18 protein-coding genes and 2 tRNA genes are annotated in these 20,100 nt (G+C 45.2%); 12 read left to right on the top strand and 8 right to left on the bottom strand.

The window, feature by feature from the left end:
- The first annotated feature begins 286 nt into the window (after positions 1-286).
- The gene (locus K0A89_00775; GenBank protein ID MBW6517023.1) at positions 287-832 is read left to right on the top strand and encodes a hypothetical protein; all 546 of its coding nucleotides are present in this window, start codon (positions 287-289) and stop codon (positions 830-832) included.
- Positions 833-886: 54 nt separating this feature from the next.
- On the opposite strand, the gene K0A89_00770 is transcribed toward K0A89_00775, so the two are convergent.
- Positions 887-1,465, bottom strand: coding sequence for a hypothetical protein (locus K0A89_00770; protein MBW6517022.1), 579 nt, complete (start codon positions 1,463-1,465; stop codon positions 887-889).
- A 196-nt stretch (positions 1,466-1,661) separates the two neighbouring features.
- On the opposite strand from K0A89_00770, the gene K0A89_00765 reads away from it, so the two are divergent.
- From K0A89_00765 to K0A89_00725, 9 genes are all read left to right on the top strand, one after another.
- Positions 1,662-1,734, top strand: a tRNA-Asn gene (locus tag K0A89_00765).
- A 15-nt stretch (positions 1,735-1,749) separates the two neighbouring features.
- Positions 1,750-1,824, top strand: a tRNA-Ile gene (locus K0A89_00760).
- A gap of 281 nt (positions 1,825-2,105) precedes the next feature.
- Complete coding sequence (locus tag K0A89_00755; GenBank protein ID MBW6517021.1) at positions 2,106-3,161, top strand: elongation factor Tu; 1,056 nt, start codon at positions 2,106-2,108, stop codon at positions 3,159-3,161.
- Positions 3,158-3,955 carry a bifunctional fructose-bisphosphatase/inositol-phosphate phosphatase gene (locus tag K0A89_00750; GenBank protein MBW6517020.1) on the top strand — a complete coding sequence of 266 codons (798 nt, stop codon included), beginning with the start codon at positions 3,158-3,160 and terminating at the stop codon, positions 3,953-3,955. The genes K0A89_00755 and K0A89_00750 overlap by 4 nt, the downstream gene beginning before the upstream one ends.
- Before the next feature lie 61 nt (positions 3,956-4,016).
- Positions 4,017-4,841 carry an NAD(+)/NADH kinase gene (locus tag K0A89_00745; GenBank protein ID MBW6517019.1) on the top strand — a complete coding sequence of 275 codons (825 nt, stop codon included), beginning with the start codon at positions 4,017-4,019 and terminating at the stop codon, positions 4,839-4,841.
- A 69-nt stretch (positions 4,842-4,910) separates the two neighbouring features.
- The gene (gene pyrH, locus K0A89_00740; protein MBW6517018.1) at positions 4,911-5,585 is read left to right on the top strand and encodes a UMP kinase; all 675 of its coding nucleotides are present in this window, start codon (positions 4,911-4,913) and stop codon (positions 5,583-5,585) included.
- Between the two features lie 33 nt (positions 5,586-5,618).
- Complete coding sequence (locus K0A89_00735) at positions 5,619-6,404, top strand: sugar phosphate isomerase/epimerase (GenBank protein ID MBW6517017.1); 786 nt, start codon at positions 5,619-5,621, stop codon at positions 6,402-6,404.
- Between the two features lie 46 nt (positions 6,405-6,450).
- Positions 6,451-7,755, top strand: a complete 1,305-nt coding sequence (locus tag K0A89_00730; protein MBW6517016.1) for a phenylacetate--CoA ligase — start codon at positions 6,451-6,453, stop codon at positions 7,753-7,755.
- A gap of 15 nt (positions 7,756-7,770) precedes the next feature.
- Positions 7,771-8,202 (top strand): acetolactate synthase, encoded by a 432-nt coding sequence (locus tag K0A89_00725; protein MBW6517015.1) that lies wholly within the window; start codon positions 7,771-7,773, stop codon positions 8,200-8,202.
- 66 nt (positions 8,203-8,268) lie between these two features.
- Here K0A89_00725 and K0A89_00720 read toward each other — a convergent pair whose 3' ends face one another.
- Genes K0A89_00720 through K0A89_00700 form a run of 5 tightly spaced genes read right to left on the bottom strand, consistent with a single transcriptional unit; the run spans position 8,269 to position 16,327 of the window.
- A complete protein-coding gene (locus K0A89_00720; GenBank protein ID MBW6517014.1) occupies positions 8,269-9,798 on the bottom strand; it encodes a PGF-pre-PGF domain-containing protein in 1,530 nt (509 codons plus the stop codon).
- Positions 9,749-10,033 carry a hypothetical protein gene (locus tag K0A89_00715; protein MBW6517013.1) on the bottom strand — a complete coding sequence of 95 codons (285 nt, stop codon included), beginning with the start codon at positions 10,031-10,033 and terminating at the stop codon, positions 9,749-9,751. Before K0A89_00715 ends, K0A89_00720 begins: the two co-directional genes overlap by 50 nt.
- Entirely contained in the window at positions 10,033-12,942 is a 2,910-nt protein-coding gene (locus K0A89_00710; GenBank protein ID MBW6517012.1) for a hypothetical protein, read from the bottom strand. The genes K0A89_00715 and K0A89_00710 overlap by 1 nt, the downstream gene beginning before the upstream one ends.
- 16 nt (positions 12,943-12,958) lie before the next feature.
- Complete coding sequence (locus K0A89_00705; protein MBW6517011.1) at positions 12,959-15,604, bottom strand: hypothetical protein; 2,646 nt, start codon at positions 15,602-15,604, stop codon at positions 12,959-12,961.
- A 21-nt stretch (positions 15,605-15,625) separates the two neighbouring features.
- Entirely contained in the window at positions 15,626-16,327 is a 702-nt protein-coding gene (locus tag K0A89_00700) for a hypothetical protein (protein MBW6517010.1), read from the bottom strand.
- Positions 16,328-16,709: 382 nt separating this feature from the next.
- On the opposite strand from K0A89_00700, the gene K0A89_00695 reads away from it, so the two are divergent.
- On the top strand, positions 16,710-18,398 hold the full coding sequence (locus K0A89_00695) for a hypothetical protein (GenBank protein ID MBW6517009.1): 1,689 nt from the start codon (positions 16,710-16,712) through the stop codon (positions 18,396-18,398).
- 71 nt (positions 18,399-18,469) lie between these two features.
- Here K0A89_00695 and K0A89_00690 read toward each other — a convergent pair whose 3' ends face one another.
- Both K0A89_00690 and K0A89_00685 read right to left on the bottom strand, forming a co-directional pair.
- The gene (locus tag K0A89_00690; GenBank protein ID MBW6517008.1) at positions 18,470-18,811 is read right to left on the bottom strand and encodes a hypothetical protein; all 342 of its coding nucleotides are present in this window, start codon (positions 18,809-18,811) and stop codon (positions 18,470-18,472) included.
- A gap of 74 nt (positions 18,812-18,885) precedes the next feature.
- Positions 18,886-19,065 carry a hypothetical protein gene (locus K0A89_00685; protein ID MBW6517007.1) on the bottom strand — a complete coding sequence of 60 codons (180 nt, stop codon included), beginning with the start codon at positions 19,063-19,065 and terminating at the stop codon, positions 18,886-18,888.
- Between the two features lie 174 nt (positions 19,066-19,239).
- Between K0A89_00685 and K0A89_00680 the strand changes: the two genes are divergently transcribed.
- Positions 19,240-20,025, top strand: coding sequence for a hypothetical protein (locus K0A89_00680; protein MBW6517006.1), 786 nt, complete (start codon positions 19,240-19,242; stop codon positions 20,023-20,025).
- The last annotated feature ends 75 nt before the right edge of the window (positions 20,026-20,100 follow it).

Below are 20,100 nucleotides of genomic sequence, written 5' to 3'. Positions count from 1 at the left end.
GGGAACAGAAAACTCCCTGAAAAATACTCGGGTAGATGTGAGCGAATGGAAGAATACGTCTATTGCGAACATTACAGCAGTGGTGTATGGGGCAAGAGTAGCAGTTTTCATATAACGAATATCGTACAGTCTTTTCGTAGACTTTGAGATGTGAAGAACAGAACATTGTCCTGATTGTTTCCGGTTTGCTTGCTGCCAGATCATTTTATTAAGTCATATTTTATATATGATGAATCAAATAATAACTATTACTGTTACTGTCAAAAACGCTTAAAGGTGAAAAACAATGGACCACAAAAAACATTTTGTAATTTTACTTATGCTTATGTATCTTACTGCCCCTGTATTTGCATCCCAGAATCTGGAGAAAAAAGATGTCAGGGATGGAAGTTCCTGGGACATAGGGAATGGTTATTACATCATGGTGGAAGGGGTGGACTATGTTGAAGAACAGGCTTTTGTTTCTATCTGGAAAGATGGGGAAATGCTAAACGAAAACCTGCTTCAGGCTGGAAAGAAATTTGAATACTATGACTCAACAAGTTCCCTGATCGTTTCCCTGAAATTGGGTTCAGTATTCAGGGGCACGTCAGGCAGCGTGTGTCATTTTATTGATATCTATCTACGATACGGAGAACCTTCCAGCACGGTTACAACAAAACCAACGGCAACTGCAACCAATACGGCCGTGTCTACAGATACTCCATCTCCCCTCAGTACCAGGGATGTGAGTTTTGGTGATGGCGCCATCATACCAGGCCTTAGCGCACCACTTGTCATGGCTATTATGATATTGTCTGCAGTAATACTCAAAAAGCAAAGGAAAGAATAGGCCCGATAAGGAACGAAGGGATAAATAAGACATTAAATGGACCTTGGAATACGTTCAGGTCTTTTCATCTTCTTTCTCAGCTTTATCTTTTTGCCTCATATGAGCAAGACCGAGAGACTCGATGATCATGTCAGCCCTCTCTTTGAATGTTTCTTCTATCTCTGTTTTTAAGAAGTCCATATTATTCAATTCCGCTTCAAAATCATCATCATCCTGATCGGTTTCCGGTCCATGTTCCGGTACCTGTACCGGCATAGATTCCTGTGCATGTTCTGGCACAGGTTTTGATGCATGTACCGGCATAGATTCCTGTGCGTGTTCTGGCCCAGGTTTTGATGCATGTACCGGCATAGATTCCTGTGCGTGTTCTGCCACAGGTTCTGGTGTATGCTCAGGTAAAGATTCTGATGCCGTTTTTTCTTTGCTTAATTCAACGATGGGCTTTTTTAGCAGATGGATCTTGAGACGGTTTCCTTTTACTTTTTCCAGGTCTAAGATCAGTTTTTTGGCAATAAAATTGTCAGGGTTGGCAACAGAGTTATCACATTGGTCCTTGCAAATGTTACAGATGGCTTCAGCAACTGGTTTGTTCCATCTTGGACAGAATAGTTCCAATGTAGTGCCACCCGTCATTATTTTTTCACCAATGTATTGAAAGAGAATTATTAAATAATACTAATATGGACCTACTATTTATAAAACCATTATATCCTCACTTTTTTATTTAAACATTTGCCAAAACCTTAGGGATAATGCATATATAAATAAACAAAACCTTTAAATCAAAGCATGTCCTTAAGAACGACTCGCATAAAAAAGCAAACATGATGCCGCCATAACTCAGTTGGTAGAGTGCATGGCTGTTAACCATGATGTCACAGGTTCGAGCCCTGTTGGCGGCGTCTCATCCTTATCGGGGGCCTGTAGCTTAGTCAGGTTAGAGCGCCCGGCTCATAACCGGGCGGCCACCGGTTCAAATCCGGTCAGGCCCATATAAATAATCCATTGTCAAGATAGGGATTTTATCAGGACAGTCTTTCCATCGGAAAGAATATGCGGTCTGTTGAATACGTTTCCTCAAATATGAAGGATTGAATGAAAATAGTTTTTATTAGAACACCAGGTTTTTGCATTCCTTTATGAAGGTCACAGCACGTGAAAAATGAAGCCGACGAGTTTTTATGTGAAAATATTCATTACCTTTTAGAGCATTTACTACTTATAGTACCCGGGATATCATTATCGGGTAAAAAACACTTGTGTTGAATGAATTATGGTATCAATAGCAATTATCGGAGGAGAAGGTTCGGGCAGGAGCTCGTTGGCTGCCAAGCTTGGCAAAAAGGGAAATGAGAGTGACATTACCCTGTATGACTTTGCCAAAGGCGAGCAGATACTGACTATCATAGACCCATCTGGATATCCGGCATCCCCGAAACCCTTGATGACAGCACTGGGCATGGTTGACATGGTATTGCTGTGTATCCCGCCCAAGGGAATGGATGCAGCGACCGGGGAGTGCGTGATAGCCATTGACCTGCTTGGTATCAGGCAGGGCATCGTTGTACAGACCATGGCTGACAGGTCAAACTCCTATGAACTGCAGGAGAACGCAAAAAAGTTCAGGGCAATGCTAAAAGATACAACTGCCCGGGACTGGGATATCATGGCGGTTTCCACCAGCACTTTTGAGGGAATGGAAGAGTTAAAGGAAGCCATTAACAAACTCGATGCACACGTTGCAGTACAGCATCTCAAGACCGCAGACCAGCCCCCCAGGGTGATAGTGGACCATTCCTTTAACGTAAAAGGCATTGGTTCGGTAGTACTGGGACGGGTGACCAGGGGCACCATTCACAAGCAAGATAAACTCACCATCCATCCTATAAAGCGCGAGGTAGAGATCCGCAATATCCAGATGCATGATATCGATTCAACATCTGCCCCACCCGGTTCGCGTGTCGGCCTGGCCCTCAAAGGCGTCCAGGCAAAGGAAGTGAACAGGGGCCATATCATCTCAATTAAAGAGATCTGCTCTGATGATATTGAACTTGAGTGCAATGTGTCGCGATTCAGTCCCGGAATGTCCGTGGGAACTACGTTGCACGTGTACGTTTCTCTCCAGTCCAGCCCGGTCAAAATATCAGGTATCACCGTGGGCGGACAACGTGTACCTGAAGTCAAGGCAGGTAGCCAGTGCAGGGTTCACCTGAGCATTGATGAAGAACTGGCCTATAGCGCGGGAGATACATTCATTATAGCGGACCTGAACAAACCCCGACAGCGATTCATTGCTGTGGGGACGCTCCCCCGGGAACCGGGGGCCTGAGCTTGACCGAGATTGCCGTTTTGTGTGATGATGTGGCAGATGCTGTGGCCCGGGCAACAAAGGAACTGGTGGGTACTCAAAAAGGAGACCGCGTTGTGGGCATGGGTGCAGACGGCACTCCTTCCAGGTTTATAGACATCGTCGCCGAGGATGCCGCACTTGAGATACTGGCATCATCTGGTATTGATATGAAGGTGGTATCAGAAGAGAAAGGTATTTTCACCTATGGAGACCGGCCGGAATTTACTGTGGTGTTGGACCCGCTTGACGGCACTTTCAATGCAACCCACAATATTCCCTTTTACTCAGTTTCCATAGCCATTGGAAATAATGACCTTTCAGACATCAGATACGCCAAAGTATATAACCTTGCCAATGACACGGATTTTACTGCATCCCTGGGAGAAGGTGCGTTGTGCAATGGCCAGGAGATACATACATCATCGGTCAATAGACTAGAGGACCTCACAGTGGCTGCCTATGCTTACAATGACGGCTGGGATGTGTTGAAACGCCTGGGCCGGCAGGTGCGGCGTATCCGTACCCTGGGCAGTGCGGCACTGGAACTGTGTTACGTGGCGTCAGGCGGTTTTGATGCTTTTGTCGATACCCGTGACAGGCTGCGCATCATGGACGTTGCGGCCGGTTTGCTGATAGTTAAAGAGGCGGGTGGCAGGGTGACCGACGGGCAGGGAAATCTGCCAATCGGTGAACTCAATGTCACCGACAGGGTAAACATTGTGGCATCAAATGGCATTGTCCATACCGCTCTTGAAAAAACAATAGGGTTATAATACTGTACCAGATTATATTACTTTTATTATCTTAAAAAGGAAGGAATTGAAGGGGAATTCAATGATACAAAAGGTTGGAGTGGTCTCCCGTTGTGACAGGCCTAGTGCTGTGGGTATTGCAGGCGAGATCATTGAACATCTTCGCAAGAAGGTTGACGTTTTTGTGGACCCTGGTACTGCCGTTGAACTGGGTCTCGAAGGTATGCCGGTAGGCCAGATGCGCCAGGAGGGCGTGGAGTTAATTATTGCAGTGGGTGGGGACGGTACGGTACTCAGGGCCATACAGCACATGGATGACCCGCTACCGGTTATTGGTGTAAATATGGGCACGGTGGGTTTTCTTGTGGATGTGGACGCAGAAGAAGCATTGCAGACCATTGATTCCATCCTTCCCGGATTCCAGGTTGATGAAAGGTTCCGCCTGGAAGTGTGGATAAATGATGTCAAACTTCCGCCTGCCACCAATGAAGTTGTCATCATTACCGCCCATCCTGCAAAGATACTTGCCTATAAGGTCTGGGTAGATGAGCGTAAACTGGAAGAACTGAGGGCTGACGGGTTGGTCATTGCCACGCCCACCGGTTCGACTGCCTACGCCATGAGCGCCGGGGGTCCTATTGTAGACCCAAGGGTGGATGCCACCGTGGTGGTACCTCTTGCTCCATTCAAACTGTCTTCACGTCCTTGGGCCATACCGGGCCGGAGCAGGATTAAAGTGGAACTGCTTTTGCCGCATAAAGAAGCAGTGGTGGTAGTGGATGGACAGTATTCACAGGGCATTTCCTCAAACGATGTCATAACGATTGAAAAAGCAGCCAACCCGGCGCGTTTCGTACGTATCAATAATGACGGTTTTTACGAGAAGGTAAAAAGTAAATTATATTGAAAAAGTATTCAGGTTTAAGGTAACGTAAGGTAACGTAAGGTACAGCGAAAAAAGGGACAGGTAATATCAATGATAATCGTAGTTTCGATAGGGGGGTCTGTGTTGACAAGTGACCTTGACCCTGAGAGGATACAGAAGTATGCAAAGAGCATCGAACAGCTTGCAAAGGTCCATACTGTGTATGTGGTCGTCGGGGGCGGCAGGGTTGCCAGGGAATATATAAAAACTGCCAGGGTGCTGGGTGCCAACCACGTGGAATGCGACATTATCGGGATAGATATTACCCGCGTCAATGCCAGGCTCCTGATATCCGCCCTTGGCAAGCGCGCGTACCTCGAACCTGCTACCAGTTACCCTGAAGCTGCAAAGGCAGCCCTTGCCGGACATATCGTGGTGATGGGAGGGTTGATACCTGGCCAGACCACTGATGCGGTCTCAGCCGTTCTGGCTGAGTACGTGGGTGCTGACCTGCTCATCAATGCCACATCAGTGGACGGGGTATATTCAGCAGACCCGAATACCGATAAAGATGCACGAAAATTCGATACCATGACACCTGCCCAGCTTGTGGATGTGGTGATGAAGATTGATATGGTCGCAGGTTCCAATTCGCCTCTTGACCCCCTGGCCGCCAAGATAATCCAGCGCTGTGGTATCAGGACCATTGTTATTGACGGAAGGGAGCCCCATAATATTATTGAAGCTGCTGCAGGGCGGCACAGCGGGACGCTGGTATCCCGTTGATTCGAGATATCCATTTTACCCTCACGTGATAATATGAGTTTTGGACTTGACCCCGGGCATCTTAGTTTTTCGTACCCTCCACCGGCGGGTGACCTGTCTGAATTTGCCAGCACGCTCATTGACATGGGATTTACTGGCTGGGAGCTGGTGTGTGACGGGCGACAGAGGCCCGGTGAATTGAACATCAACGAAATAGCATCGGTCCTTGAGACCACTGGTCTGGACCTGAGCGTTCATCTCCCTTTCTCTGACCTGAACCTTGCCAGTCTCAATGAACCTATCTGGAATGAAACCCTCCGCCAGATGATGCAATGGATACAGCTTATGGCTCCCTGTTCTAAACTGGCCGTGGTACATCCGGGCCATCTTTCCCCGCTGGGTATGCAGCTACCTGACCTTGCATGGCAGCGCAACATCCAGGGACTCAGGCAATTGTGTGACCATGCGGCCCTGTTCGACATGACCGTCGGGGTTGAGAATATGGTCAACATGGAATTCATTTTCGGCAAGCATGCCGAGGAAATGCTGGGTATGATAGAATCGGTTGACCGGGATAACCTGGGATTGACCTTTGATGTGGGGCATGCCAACACCAATAAGGCTGTAACCTCATTCCTTGAAAAATGTCAGGCTAACATTGTGCACGTGCATCTTCACGATAACAAGGGACGCAGGGATGAACACCTGCCTCTGGGCAAAGGTTCGGTTGACTGGGCCGCTGTGACCGGGAAACTTCCCAAACGTGATATCAGGTACGTACTGGAATCCAGGACTTTCGATGCAGCACAGGAGAGCATTGAGTATCTTCGTTCACGTTAAACCAAACATTTTATATCTTTTTAGAGAAGAGTATTCAGGGATTACCATGCCTGAATACTGGGACCCGCTTGTTGAGAGAATGCCTGTAGATGAACTGAAAAAGGTCCAGGAAGATAAACTGAAATCACTGGTCCGATATGTGTATGACCATTCTCCGTTCTACAGGAAACGATTTGACGAAGTAGGGGTTTCGCCTTCTGATATACAATCCCTTGAGGATGTGAAGAAACTTCCTTTCACTGTCAAACAGGACCTCAGGGATACATATCCCACAGGCATGTTCTGTGTCCCGCAAAGCCAGGTTGTCCGCTACCATGCATCCAGCGGTACCACCGGCAAACCGACTGTTGTGGGATATACCCAGAATGATGTCAAAGAATGGAGCACCTCACTTGCCCGTGGCCTGACCTCTATTGGCATAGGCCGGGGAGATGTGGTGCAGGTTGGTTACGGGTATGGCCTGTTCACGGGCGGACTGGGATTGCATTATGGTACGGAAATGGTCGGGGCAAGTGCCATTCCAACCAGTTCCGGGAATACTGAGAGGCAGATAGAACTGATGCAGGACCTGGGCTCCACTGCTATCGCCTGCACACCGTCATATTTCCTTCACATACACGAGGTCGCAAAGAAAATGGGTATCAGTATAGCTAACGACACTCAATTGAAATGCGGGATATTCGGGGCCGAACCGTGGTCTGAGGAGATGCGCAGAAGGATCGAAGAGCAGACCGGCATCAAGGCGTACGATATTTTCGGGACTTCAGAAATAAGCGGTCCCCTGTTCACCGAATGTACGTACCAGGACGGCATCCATATCTGGGCAGACCAGTTCCTGATAGAGGTCATTGACCCGAAGACCGGGGAGCAATTACCTGACGGCGAGAGGGGGGAGCTGGTCGTGACCACGCTGGTCAAGGAAGCGCTGCCGCTGATACGATACCGCCTCGGTGATCTGACCGTGATAAGAAGCGAATCCTGCAAATGCGGCAGGACGCATCCGCGCATCATGCGTATCCTGGGCAGGACCGATGATATGATAATCGTAAGGGGCATCAACGTGTTCCCGGGACAGGTGGAAGCGGTATTGATGGAGATACCCGAAGTGGCCGAACATTACCAGCTCATTGTTGAACGTGAGGGGGAACTTGATAAGCTTACGGTCAAGGTCGAGGTGACCGCGGACGTGTTCAGTGATAAGATATCTGACCTGATGAAGCTTGAGAAAAAGGTAGGCAAGGCACTTCATACGGTACTGAACATCACAGGAAAGGTCGAACTTGTGGAACCGGGGACCATCCCGCGGTCCATGGGTAAGGCACAGAGGGTTATTGATAAAAGGAAAATATGATATGGAGTGGAGAACATGGAAAGTAAAATGATCAAACAGATATCCATATTTGCCGAGAATAAACCGGGCAGGCTTGAGGAGATCACCGGGCAGCTGAAATCCGCAGGCATCAATATAAGGGCATTTACTATTGCAGAGGCTGGGGATTTTGGCGTACTGCGCATGGTTGTTGATAAACCTGACAGGGCCCATGATGTATTACACGATGCCGGATTCACGGTCTCCGAAACTGAAGTGCTTGGCGTGGAGATGAGCGATTCACCCGGCGGCCTGCATGATATTGCATCAGTGCTTGGTTCTAATAATATCAACGTGGACTATGCCTATGCCTTTGCCACGGCAACTGAGAAGGCGCTGTTGATAATCAGGGTGGATGACATACATAATGCCATCAACGTGCTTGACGGGGCCGGTGTGGTGCTTATCGGAATTGAAGATGTGAAATAATGTTCAAGGTAAATCGGTTTTTCCCGCACGATGGTAAAGATAACCATAAAATTGTACAGGGTCTCTCTAAATCCATTCACGCAATTCCTTTCTCCACAGATAAACAAATAGTGCAAGGTAACTGATTACCTGTATCAGGAGCAATAACCAGCATGGCTTTTTCTTTTCTACCGGTACGCTCGTTTCATTTGATGGAGGCGTTTCTTTTTGCTCAACTGGTGTGGGAATGGCGGTAAATGTGGGTAATGGCATCATTTCTAACCATGATGCCTCACTTGAAATCGCAAACGGCGAAAAATCCGGTGTTTTTGCTTCAAAATAATAATAAGTGGCATCTTCTTTTACATATGTTGTATCTAGTTTAGACCAGACCCCGTCGACATAACGATACAGGGCAATAGTGGATACATCAATATACTTGTCAGATATCCATGTCCTGTCAACAACAAAAACGACTGTTACATTATCAATATTCTTTGGTACGGCCCATCCATAATTCCCAAGCCAGATATTAACATTCTTAAATACTAACCCGGGCGGAGTTGCATTGACCAGCGAGGACGTACTGTTCAATACTTCCACCTTTGAAGCGATCTCTCCCGCACTGACAAGAGACGTGAAATTGATATGTTTTACAATAGTGCAATCGAGATTAAAGCTGTAACTGACAGATGCATTTTTTTGTACACTTTGCCGGTCTGTTTCCGAACATACGATATTGTAGAAGTCTTCTCCCGAGGAGCCGCCACCTCCTCCACCGCCACCTCCACCGCTACCCGGTCCTTTGTCAGGGGAAACAATGGAATTGATGATGTAACCTCCACTTTTTACCGGTGTTACCGGCACTGAACTGCCTGAAAGGTTGAACGATACGGTATAGTATACCTGTCCAAAGAAAACAGGGACATCCGGGTAATCATAGAATAGTTCACCGTGCCATGATTGTCCGGGCTGGAGGATGACGTTCGGGTAGAATGTCTTGATGAGCGCAGTATTGTTCAGCATTGTGTCTGAGAGATATATCTCAGACTTATACTGTGAATAATTGAACTCGCTTTCATCCCACACCCGTAAACCGACCCTCCACCTATCCTTGGAAATTTTCTCTTTTTCAAGCGTGAAGTTCGTGGAGATAGTGACACCAGATAATGAAAGAGATGTGGATGCCGAATAGGTGGGAAGAGTAAATGATACGTTGGAATCTTGAACGGTAATGCTGGTGGTGGATGTGGTAGAAAACAGTATTTGCATGCTCTCGGTGGATGCGGGATGGATGGTAACATTAGTCCAGACAACCGTATTCGTAGTGTTCGAAAAATTCACGCTGCCATTTGTGGCTGTGATGTTATGATAGTTCAGTTCGGACGGGAATACCTTGTCAAACTGGACAATATTGATATCTTCAATTCCTGAATTGTTGATTGTTACATTGAAAACAATGGTCTGGTTAATACCCGGTACAAGTGTTGCAGGCGTTAAGGTCTCGACCACTGATATTGGAAGGCTGATGGCGGAACTGGCAATCTGGTACGATACAACGGTCGTATTATTGCAGCCAAGTTTTGTTGATATGGATATTGGAAGGTGTAATGCCACTGGTAAAATCAATGTTGATATCTGCTATGGTATTGTTCAGGGATGGATTCGTAATATAGAGTGAACCCGTGGCATCACTGAGACTGTAGTTCCCGTCTGAATAAAAAACCAGGCTATTGATGTATTCGGTAGTATCGAGATGCAGGTTCAGGGGAATTGCCGATACTGGCGAACTGAACAGCAAGGACAGAGACAGTAACAGCACAATTGAGGGAACCTGGCGGCAGTATCTCATTAGAACACACCCACCGTGAGAACATCAGAAATATTGTACCTTCCGGTTGCCACCATGGTATAGGTCACGACCTTACTTTCCCCTGCCATGAGATCCATGGTCCAGTAGTATCTGGTTGCATTTGACCCATTATAATTTGGCACCGGGTTGGTGATGGTGAAATTGACAGGTACCAGGTCATAGACACTGAGGTTCGTCTGGTTTGAAATGTCAGGATTGGTCAGGTTAAGTGTAATGGTATAGTTTTCAAGACCCGGTCCGGGTACAATGGTCTTGTTCACACTAAAATTCACGTATTCCAGAACATCGGTCGATACATAATGTATAAAGACGGTACTGTTCGTACCTTCTGGAAGATTACCTTTATGGCAGGTCCAGCATTCCGAGTCATTATACGTGCTAAAACCGGTATGGTTGAAATAATCAGGGTCTATGGATGCATTGACACCGTATTCAGGATGTCCGGTTATCTCAGGTGGCACGGGGAGACTGTGGTTCAGGAAGGAATTAACCATATCAGAGTAACTGTTGCCACCGCTTACATAACCCTGGTAGTGGCACGATGCACACCATGTCGTCGAGTTGTTTACCTGTTGACCCACGTAATTAGTACCCTTGAAAAAATACGGTAATCCCAGTGCATATTCATGGTGGTCGTCAGGAGCGTGGCAGTACTCGCAAGCATAACGGACCGACCTGTTGTTCACCCACCCGTATGAACGCACAAACAGGTATTCTATGTCCAGCCAGGATGCATGTACATCAATATCAGCAGGAGTCGTTCCAGGACCGTTACTGTCTTTGATGAGAAGAGTAATGTTTCCATTATTGAATTCCTGTTGGCTCAGTGGTATTATTGCGCTGGTGAATGCACCGACATTAAGGTTTGCTTTCAATTCAAAAAGAGAATTGTTCATTACATATAACTCTGCAGATTCCATGTGCGAATGATACCCTATGAACAGACTATATCTGTCACTTGGTGGAGTATTATTAATATATAATGTAAAATTGTACTTCTTATAATCCGTTTCATAAAGGTCCACATGGACATTATCATATGCGGTTTTTATATTGACCGTTTTTGTATTCAGGGCTGAGAACCTTGTCCTGATTCTGATAGTGTAATCACCATTTTTCCAGAACACGGTGTCCGGATTTGGAACCGATATGTCTCCACTTTCCACCCACCGGGATTCAGGATTCGAAGGCAGGATCCTGCTATAGACCTCGGTTACATTTCCGCTATTGTCATCGATACTTACATTTATTGCCCTGGTGGCAGTTGTGTCCATGTCAGAAGCAATGACAAGCATACTGTCGAGTTTAACTATTACCTCTGTGACTTTATTGCTTCTTGGATAAGTGAAATTGGCATTCCAATAGGAATCTACCACATCGTTCCTTTTTATTGAAGAAACGGTTATCGCACCGGGTGTATTACCGATTGTACCTGAGTATGCACTTGTCCCGCTTAACGTGTCGGATGAGACCCATCCTGTTGCATTCACAGCGAAATCAGTATTGTCCGGATAATACCCTACAAAAGATTCATCTGTAGTGTTCTCGCTTATTATGGTTGACGACACGTTGGTATCCTGCATGGCAGCAAAGCCTGTCAAAAAGCCCCGTACTGAGTTGTTTTGCCAGCCAGTAACAAATGTTATGGTATTTGGTACATATGTCCAGAACGGTTCGCTGGTCCTGTTCCAGATACTGCCATTCCCGGGGTTATCTGAATGATGCTGGATCCCTATTTTTACAGGGTTCAATCCCCATTTGTACATATTTGCATCTGCAAGATTATTTTTGTGGCAGAGATTGCAATCAGCAGCCGTATAGTTCAACTGTACAAAGTCCCAGCCATTGTTCTGCAGGTATTTTATCGGGTGGATATTCGGTCCGGAATTGTCCATATGGCATGATGTACAATTCACTATGTTGTTATGGTTCCTGAACATTGCCGGATCATGGCACTCAATGGCAGTGCAATTTTCATTCCCGAACTGGCCGCTCTCAAGCGTGGGTTTCTTCATTAAAGCATCATGCAATGCAGTTGCTGCATGACACTGTGGTGCAACACAGCTCTGGTTTTGGGGTCTTGAATTCATGGACGAATGGTTGGGTAATTCCGTATTTTCAAAGTCGTCGAACACATCCCTGAACGGAGACGAAGTGTTCTGGTGGCAGTACAGGATACAGTATGTGGTCGTGCCCCGCAGTGCTTTAAGTTCAGGAAAGCCAATGTCGTAATGAGCAGCAAGTGAATTCTTCAGGTTAAAGTGGAAATCATCATCCTGGTGGGACCTGTTATACATTACATCATTACCGTCACAGTCATAACAGTGAAGTGCACCGGGTGTCTGTGTATCAGATGACGCATTGCTGTGTGCAACATTTTGTGGAGCATTCCACGGTGCGGATGCGTTCTGGTGGCAGTCCTCGCATGCATGCGGGGTCATGTAATTGACGGGATGGCCGCTGGCAGGTTGTTCTGAATAATTTGCAATGCCATCACCGTTATCGTCTTCACCATGGCAGGCCCAGCAAAGCCTGTCATCTGCAGGTCGTGATGCTGAGCCATTCGACGCATTGTAGTTCAGCGGGTATCTACCCTCTGATATGTTTAACTGGTTATGGACATAATCGCTCTTATTAAGCGTGTTATAGTCAATGAGATACAATGCCATGCCACCCAGGTCGTGGCATTGGCTGCAGTTGGGGTTGGGTATGCCTGCCTCGGGGACCAGATGAACGTTTAGACTCTTGCTGGAATCCATGTGGCATGCTTTGCAGTCAGTAGTACCTGAATCATGAGGATATTTCAAAGAATTCGTAGGCCCTGTATTTGAGTGACAGGGAAAACACTGGTTGTTGATATTTCCACTGCTGGTTATGTCAGCTGACATGTTGGGCATGGTGAGACTATGTGTTGTACCATGGCAAACAGCACAGGATACATTGGATAACGAAACCAGAATGATTGTGAGATTTTGCTTTATAGATATCATAATTCAACGCATGTGTGGAAACGGCAGATGCTGTATTCCATGCAGGGGTGGTTGTTCCCATCATTTCTGTTGTGTCATGACAGGTAATAGTTTGTAAGACCTGACCACTTGCCGTATTTTGGGAAACTGATGCCACGTTGCATGATGGTCTGTCAGTGAGAGTAGTCCGGTCACCATTTCCGTAATCATAGAATTTACCCGTGGTAAAGTGACAGGCAGCACAATACCTTGTGCCCGGGACAATACTATTCCATTCAATATTGCCAACTCCGGTTTTAGGAATTTTAGAACTGTTCCAGATGAAATCTGAAAAATCGTTACTTGAGTCAGTATAAATTCCGGGCGGATTCATCCTTCCGACATGCACATCCAGCATAGGTTCAGGTATCGTCCCGGATATAGTTTCAAAAAAATGTTCACTTCCGGTGTGGCAGACAACACAAAGAGCAGTTCCCTCATCATTTGACCCTGTATGCTGAACAGGGTGACTGGTAGGGTCAGTGTCTTGATGGCACCTCAGAGCACTGAGCAGAACATAGGTATATCTGGTACCCACTCCGGTATCTGTGACGGTAATATTAAGTTTTAGATGGTCTTCAAGCAGGTTTGTTGCATTTGTAGTATCAATATCTAACAGGTCAATTTCAGCTACATATATGCCATCATTTGCAACATCGATGCCTGATAAGGTTCCGTCATCGTTAAGGTTGAAACTTATATTATCATAAAAACTAGGATTGTTCATGACATTATGATGTACGGAAATATCAGCTTTATGCTGGTGGTCTAACCTCTCGATATCATCCAGGGTACCAGTGATAGTCCTGCCGGTCATTATTTTGCCACTTTCATCAAGGACCACTGCGTACACATACATTTTTAAGTCAACTGCACGGGTTCCCTGATATGCGATTACTGATGCTGGACCACCCTTTGCTGGATTGCTTTTTATTACCCAGTCTGTATAGACTTTCTTATCTGTGAATATGATCAGTTCTGTCGGCGTTCCAGGAGGTGGTGTATCCACAACATACGAAAAGGTCATACGTGAGTTATTGGTGGTACTGTCATAGACAATAGCGGGTCTATAGTCATCGGTCCTGTCCGTACCGTTTACCTGGAATACCACTGTTACCCTGTGACCACCGGCGACCGACGTATTATTTGTAGGAATAATGAATGTCAGTTGGGTGAGCCCCTGAATGAAATCCTGCTCATCACTCCCCAGGGAAATATTGCTGCCAGTGGCTGGGTTGTAGTCATAGATTATGGCTTTGTAATGGATAGTTCCATTGTTGGAATCGTTGTAGTTATTGTCAAACCACATGGTAATGGTAGTGTCAGATGTGAACGTGAAAGGTGAGGAAAAAACCGGATCGGTATAGAACCTGAAACCCGGGGGTTCGGTGAATGTGGCCGGGTTACCCGAAGTGTATAAGGGTCCTGCGGTCGTATCGTCTGTGGTATCGCCTGTGTTGTCTGTGGAATTGGCGACCTTCCGGATGCCGTCTACTCCCACATTTACGGTTTCAGGATGGAAATAATAGGTATTGGTTGGGTCTGCAACCATAACCTTCCATAGTCCGGAGGTATTGCCACCCAGCCCGGTAAAGAAATTGTAGGATGTTGGCGGAGTTGTCCTCTGCGGACTTTCGATAGTATACCATTTTGTCATTGACCCATTGATAGAAACAGGCCATGTAATCATATTATATTGTGCATCGTATGCTGATACAATGCCGTTGTTTGGATTCGTTACTATCCAGTCTTTCGGGAAGTAATCAACCAGGTTGGTATTGTAAAGGGAACCTTCAATGTTCACGGTGACTGTGACATGGATGTTGGTTTCAGGCGGCACCTTATGCTGTCCGGTCCTGGGTCCTGACAGGTCTCTTAAGAACTCCACACCCGATGAAAACGATATTGCCCGGGGGTTTGTGGGAGCAGAGAGTGTAAATACTACTGTTGCATGTTCCTTTGAACCATTGGCATAACTTTCGGCTTCAGCCTGGTATTGACCTAAAACTATCTGTCTGTCTGGCCGGAATGTTCCGGTATAAACGCCATTTTCCTGAGTTACTTTTACAGCCACAGAAATTCCCATCGGGTCGGTGACCCAAACAACAGGTATGCCCTGCGGAGAAATGACACTGAGTTCCACTTTTTGACCCGCCTCGTACACTTCCCTTGTGGTGTTGATGGTCAGGTTGCCGGTAGTTGTTACAATTATTTCAAATTGAGTTGTGTCATTTACCTGCGGACCGCTTGCAACCACGGTATATGTTCCAAGGATAATGCCCTGTTGAGGAGAATATTCTGCTCTGTATCCTGAATCTGATGGAACCAGCACCAATGGAATTTCATTCCCCTGGGGGTCAATGATCCACGCAGTTAATTCAGAAGTATCATTGACAATGATGTTGACGGTATCCCATGGATTATAATATGGCCTGTCTGTGGCTATTACTGGTACCTGGTCCACCAGTGCCGATGCGCCCAGGGTAAAGACCAGGAGAAATAGTAGTATTGTTATCACTAACTGTTTTAATTCCGGTCTCATTTGTATAACCATCCAGAGATTTCATCTCCTGGGTTTCCAGTTGTGATAAGACCAAACACTAACAATAACCAGCATGAACAACCAGAACAATAATGACCACTTTACCGGTGATGTCGGAAGCGGGAGTTTGCTGTACTCATATTTCAGGTTCCACTCATCGGTACCCAGGAACTTCATGGTCCATGTAGTCACTTTATTCGATGTTTCAGGTTTGCTATTTGAATAGGTGACATGTCTCCCATCTTCCAGAACAAGATTTATCACAGCTTTATTGATGGGAATATTTGCATCAATCGGATAATACCCCTGAGTGAACAAAATGCCCTTATCAGTGAAATCAAGCGAATCATATTCAAGTTGTACTGTCATGCTTTCACCCGGAGAGATCGGGAACCACAGACCATAGCGAATCGTCGTACTTTCATCCCCTTTGGTCACAAGTACGTCATTCAACTGCTTACCCTGGACCAGGACCACAACATTCTTAATATCAATGGGGTCTGTCTGTTTTCCCGGAAGGGGGAAGCCAAGGATCTCATTTTGGGATGAACGTTTCAAGGTCGTGTATGCATAACCAGGAACAATGGGTTTATCGATAACATTTTTGATGGATAGGGTCTCTTTGACATGAACACTGTCACTGGCAACAGTTATGTTCACGTGGTATTCATCAAATACCTCTACGATTGTTTCTCCTGAGCAACTTCCGATAAGGAGCACCATGCATAGGAGAATCCAAAAACATTTTTTGTGAGAACTCATTTTATTCCGATTTACTCTTATAAATATGTAGATATATATATTTTATTGAAATGTTAAGTGGCGATTATTACCACGTATATTCTTTCTTTTCTGTCACATCTTATTGTAGTTAATCTACTAATAATTATTGCCATCATAGAATAATTGATTGATCCCGTATTCAGGGTTTACCTCAGTGTACACAACTGTACATGATACCACAACATTTGTGTTTACCGTCTATTGCTGTAATTCCTGTGTACTATATTCCACAGAACATTTATATATAAATTCCATCATATAAGTTGGTGGCAATCATAATGATGGTCATTATGTGAAATAAGATTAACTTTGGGGTGATCAAATGAAAAAAAATACGTTTAAACAGAATATTATCGGAGTGTTAGTAATAGTTTCCATCATAATTTTACCGGCATCTGCGGATAATGTTCTTGATATAACAGTGACAGAATATGCAAGCAGATTAGATACATTCAATGGGACCCAACCTTTATTCAGTGGAGGAATAAACGGTACAGGTCTTATCAACATTACCAATACACTATCTTCAACAACACTATATGACATAAATTTGAATTTAAGTTCGGGAACCACAGACAGTGCAACCTGGAATACAATTTCACCAGGAGTTACCCTGACACCAACAGGCAGCAATGTTATTGTGCACATCAATAACCTGAGTGGACTTGCGTCAGTACTTATCAGTTACAATATGACCTCCGCACCGATGCCGATCATATTCTCAGAAACATATGCGGCCAATAAAATTTTGGTAAATGATTCAACGAATGCCTCATTAACTTTGACGTATAACAGTTCTGTGAGTGTAACAAATATTCAACTAATTAAAGCTGCATCGGATGTGAACTCAAACAGCATTTCTGATTTCATTTTTTCAAATGATGCCGTAACGCTCGGAACTTCCCTCATAACTACGAACGATACGATTACATGGAATATACCGGAATTGAATGCTACCAGCACCACTGCAACTCTGAATTTCACGATCACAGAGAGTGACTCTGATGCCCATAATAGTTCAACGCCTCAATCAGCCACATTATTCAATGTGGGTAATGCAACCCTTTCCTTTACCGCAAGCAACAGTACAATATCAGGAAGTGGAGTGACAGTAAATGGGAATCCTACAGCTACAACACTGAATTTCCAGATAGAACTCCAGAAAAACCAGCTTGGCACCAGCGAAGGCGGTAGCGGTGGTAATGATTGGGGATTCACGCCAACAATTACCAACGGTGATACTGAAACAATCAATTTTTCAATTTCAGCCGTGACAGTATATGTTACTAATACCACGAATCTTGAAGCTGTTGTTAATACTACCACTTATCCGGCATTTACCCTGTCGAATTCAGGTACATGGACCCAATCAGAATGGCAGATATTCGACTTCCCGGACCCTGTGCCCGTGGGTTGGATAGATGTGGACTTATCTGTGAATCTCTCGAATATGGGAGGCCAGCTGACAGAATCATATTATACAAGCAATGGCTCATACATCCTGATCGAGCAGATATATGTCATTAGCGGATACCTCATCGAAGTTCGAAAGACCATTACTCCGAATGACACAACCGATTACTACGACATATCACTGTGGGTGCATAATAAAGGTAATCTTGCAACCCCACCAACAGTCGTAGTATATGATATAGTGCCCCAGAACTTCTCAATGGTCTATATGAGCAGGGCAGCAAACGGAAGCACATCAATAACTTCACCTATCATCGGACAGGCATACTGGTGGAATGTCAGTACCCTGCAGGCGGACGGTACTCCTGGCAACCAGACCTACGTCAACTACACGGTCAATGGTACCGGCATTTACCGGATGATGGACCTGTTCATAGTGGGTATTGATCCAACCTATTCACTGACCATGCAGTCCACTCCGGTGCTGTCCATATCCAACATTATGGTAATGGACGCAAACCTGGAATCACTGCTTGGCATCATGACAATCGGCATGTTAGTGATAGGAACAGTAGGAAGAAGAAGGCGATATAATTAAGGAGAGATGAGATCTCTCCTTTTTATATTTTTTTATAATTTGATTTGTATTCAAGTAGTATCGAAGTGGTCTTAATCTTCCTGCAGTACTATTTCACTGCTTTTCTTTACAATAGAAAATATCTGTTCCATTTCATTTTCATCTGTTATCGGGACCCTGACCCAGTGTTCGATATTTCTCTGTTTTGTTTGCTTTGTCTCGTTCAGACGAGGGGCGGATTGAGTATCTTCAATAGCCTGGTCTATCTTCGTGATAAGTACACCGTTTGTCACGAGAATGGCAAATGTCTTTCCCTCAGCCTGGTAGGAGGGGCATCCGAATGTCGTATTTTGAGTTACATGGGGCCAGCTAAGCACTTTCTTCTCGAAGACTGACCTTATTTCTTTCATTTCCTTTTCTGAATAATATTTCATTGTTACTATCCTGTAAGCTGCCAACTTACCGATTAATGGCTTGCAGTCAATATTTCCTGCAATTTCAGCAGGAATTATTTCTCAGACAGGACCTCGATCTGGGACTCGAGCGTCTCCAGCCTTCCGGCTATCTCGCTTACCACCTGTAACATCTCGTTAAGCAGCTGCAAAGTAGCAGCCCCATCAATGTCATTCTCTTCCACTTTTTCCAGACGGTCCTTCAATACCTGAATGTCTTTAATGAAATCTCCCATACAAACTAACCTCCTCATTAATACTATGTACTGAAAAGTATTAAATGTTGTTTATTACAGAGTGGAAAAATGAATACTACAATAGACTTACCATACCTGCATACAAAAATATAAATAAAATCAATGATGGAATTAATACATAACCTTATTATTTTTGATTAAAAAACAATTGAAGTGATAGTAATGATTCTAAATCATGCAAAAATAGTAACGATAATACTGTTAGCCATTCTTTTAACAGGCTGTACGACGAACGGAGCAGACTTTGATTCGGTAGTAAGGTCTATGCCAGAGATCCAGCAAATAATGAAAGCACACCCGGATGCGAAAATTACGGTCACGTACTGGACAACAGAAGAAGTAGAAACAATTTCTGGTGAAATTGGACTACAATGTGGGAAAAACATTACACCCCGGCCCCTGTATAAAGCAATAGTCAGCGACCGTGAAGTGGAAGTGGTAAACTGGATCGATCCCATCAATCGAGTGATCGTATGTTCACAATTGGTGCTTGTTCAGGAGACTGCCACCCCAAATCCGGAAGTAACTTCAACCGAAACTCCAACTGCTACGTTAACAGCAACAGCAACGGAAACCGAAACTCGCACCGCGACTGCAACTGCTACTATTACAGCAACTGCAACAGAAACGGAAACTGCGACCGCTACAGCAACCCCAACTGAAACTGCTACCGAAATTCAATATAATGTCATTGCAGTAGCAAGGCAATTAGATTCAAGCACATTCGAGATCACCTATTACGGCGGTTCGGATCATGGTATGCTGGAATCATTAGTATACGAGGTCAACGGTATATCTGGTACCAGTCCGGGAAAACCAACAGTAGGCCAGACTTTCACGGTCCATGATGCTGGAACACCGGATGGAAATGACCATATTGTAGTAACCGCGATATTCGGGAATGGAGCAGAACAGGTCATTCTGGATAGATATATTTAATTGAATATTCCTATCCACCCTCTTTTTTTGCGTATCTGGAAGAATATCCCCCCGTATCGGAAGGAACACCGATAT

This window comes from ANME-2 cluster archaeon (genome assembly GCA_019429385.1).
In the GTDB taxonomy this organism is placed as follows: domain Archaea; phylum Halobacteriota; class Methanosarcinia; order Methanosarcinales; family Methanocomedenaceae; genus Methanocomedens_B.
Note: the sequence above shows the minus strand (reverse complement) of the source record. Positions and strands in the feature narration are given on the sequence as shown.

Excerpts from the sequence above, each read along its gene's own strand:
- K0A89_00775 (MBW6517023.1), top strand. The coding sequence starts at position 287 with ATGGACCACAAAAAACATTTTGTAATTTTACTTATGCTTATGTATCTT.
- K0A89_00770 (MBW6517022.1), bottom strand. The coding sequence starts at position 1,465 with ATGACGGGTGGCACTACATTGGAACTATTCTGTCCAAGATGGAACAAA.
- K0A89_00755 (MBW6517021.1), top strand. The coding sequence starts at position 2,106 with ATGGTATCAATAGCAATTATCGGAGGAGAAGGTTCGGGCAGGAGCTCG.
- K0A89_00745 (MBW6517019.1), top strand. The coding sequence starts at position 4,017 with ATGATACAAAAGGTTGGAGTGGTCTCCCGTTGTGACAGGCCTAGTGCT.
- pyrH (MBW6517018.1), top strand. The coding sequence starts at position 4,911 with ATGATAATCGTAGTTTCGATAGGGGGGTCTGTGTTGACAAGTGACCTT.
- K0A89_00735 (MBW6517017.1), top strand. The coding sequence starts at position 5,619 with ATGAGTTTTGGACTTGACCCCGGGCATCTTAGTTTTTCGTACCCTCCA.
- K0A89_00730 (MBW6517016.1), top strand. The coding sequence starts at position 6,451 with ATGCCTGAATACTGGGACCCGCTTGTTGAGAGAATGCCTGTAGATGAA.
- K0A89_00725 (MBW6517015.1), top strand. The coding sequence starts at position 7,771 with ATGGAAAGTAAAATGATCAAACAGATATCCATATTTGCCGAGAATAAA.
- K0A89_00715 (MBW6517013.1), bottom strand. The coding sequence starts at position 10,033 with ATGAGATACTGCCGCCAGGTTCCCTCAATTGTGCTGTTACTGTCTCTG.
- K0A89_00710 (MBW6517012.1), bottom strand. The coding sequence starts at position 12,942 with ATGTCAGCTGACATAACCAGCAGTGGAAATATCAACAACCAGTGTTTT.
- K0A89_00705 (MBW6517011.1), bottom strand. The coding sequence starts at position 15,604 with ATGAGACCGGAATTAAAACAGTTAGTGATAACAATACTACTATTTCTC.
- K0A89_00700 (MBW6517010.1), bottom strand. The coding sequence starts at position 16,327 with ATGGTGCTCCTTATCGGAAGTTGCTCAGGAGAAACAATCGTAGAGGTA.
- K0A89_00695 (MBW6517009.1), top strand. The coding sequence starts at position 16,710 with ATGAAAAAAAATACGTTTAAACAGAATATTATCGGAGTGTTAGTAATA.
- K0A89_00690 (MBW6517008.1), bottom strand. The coding sequence starts at position 18,811 with ATGAAATATTATTCAGAAAAGGAAATGAAAGAAATAAGGTCAGTCTTC.
- K0A89_00685 (MBW6517007.1), bottom strand. The coding sequence starts at position 19,065 with ATGGGAGATTTCATTAAAGACATTCAGGTATTGAAGGACCGTCTGGAA.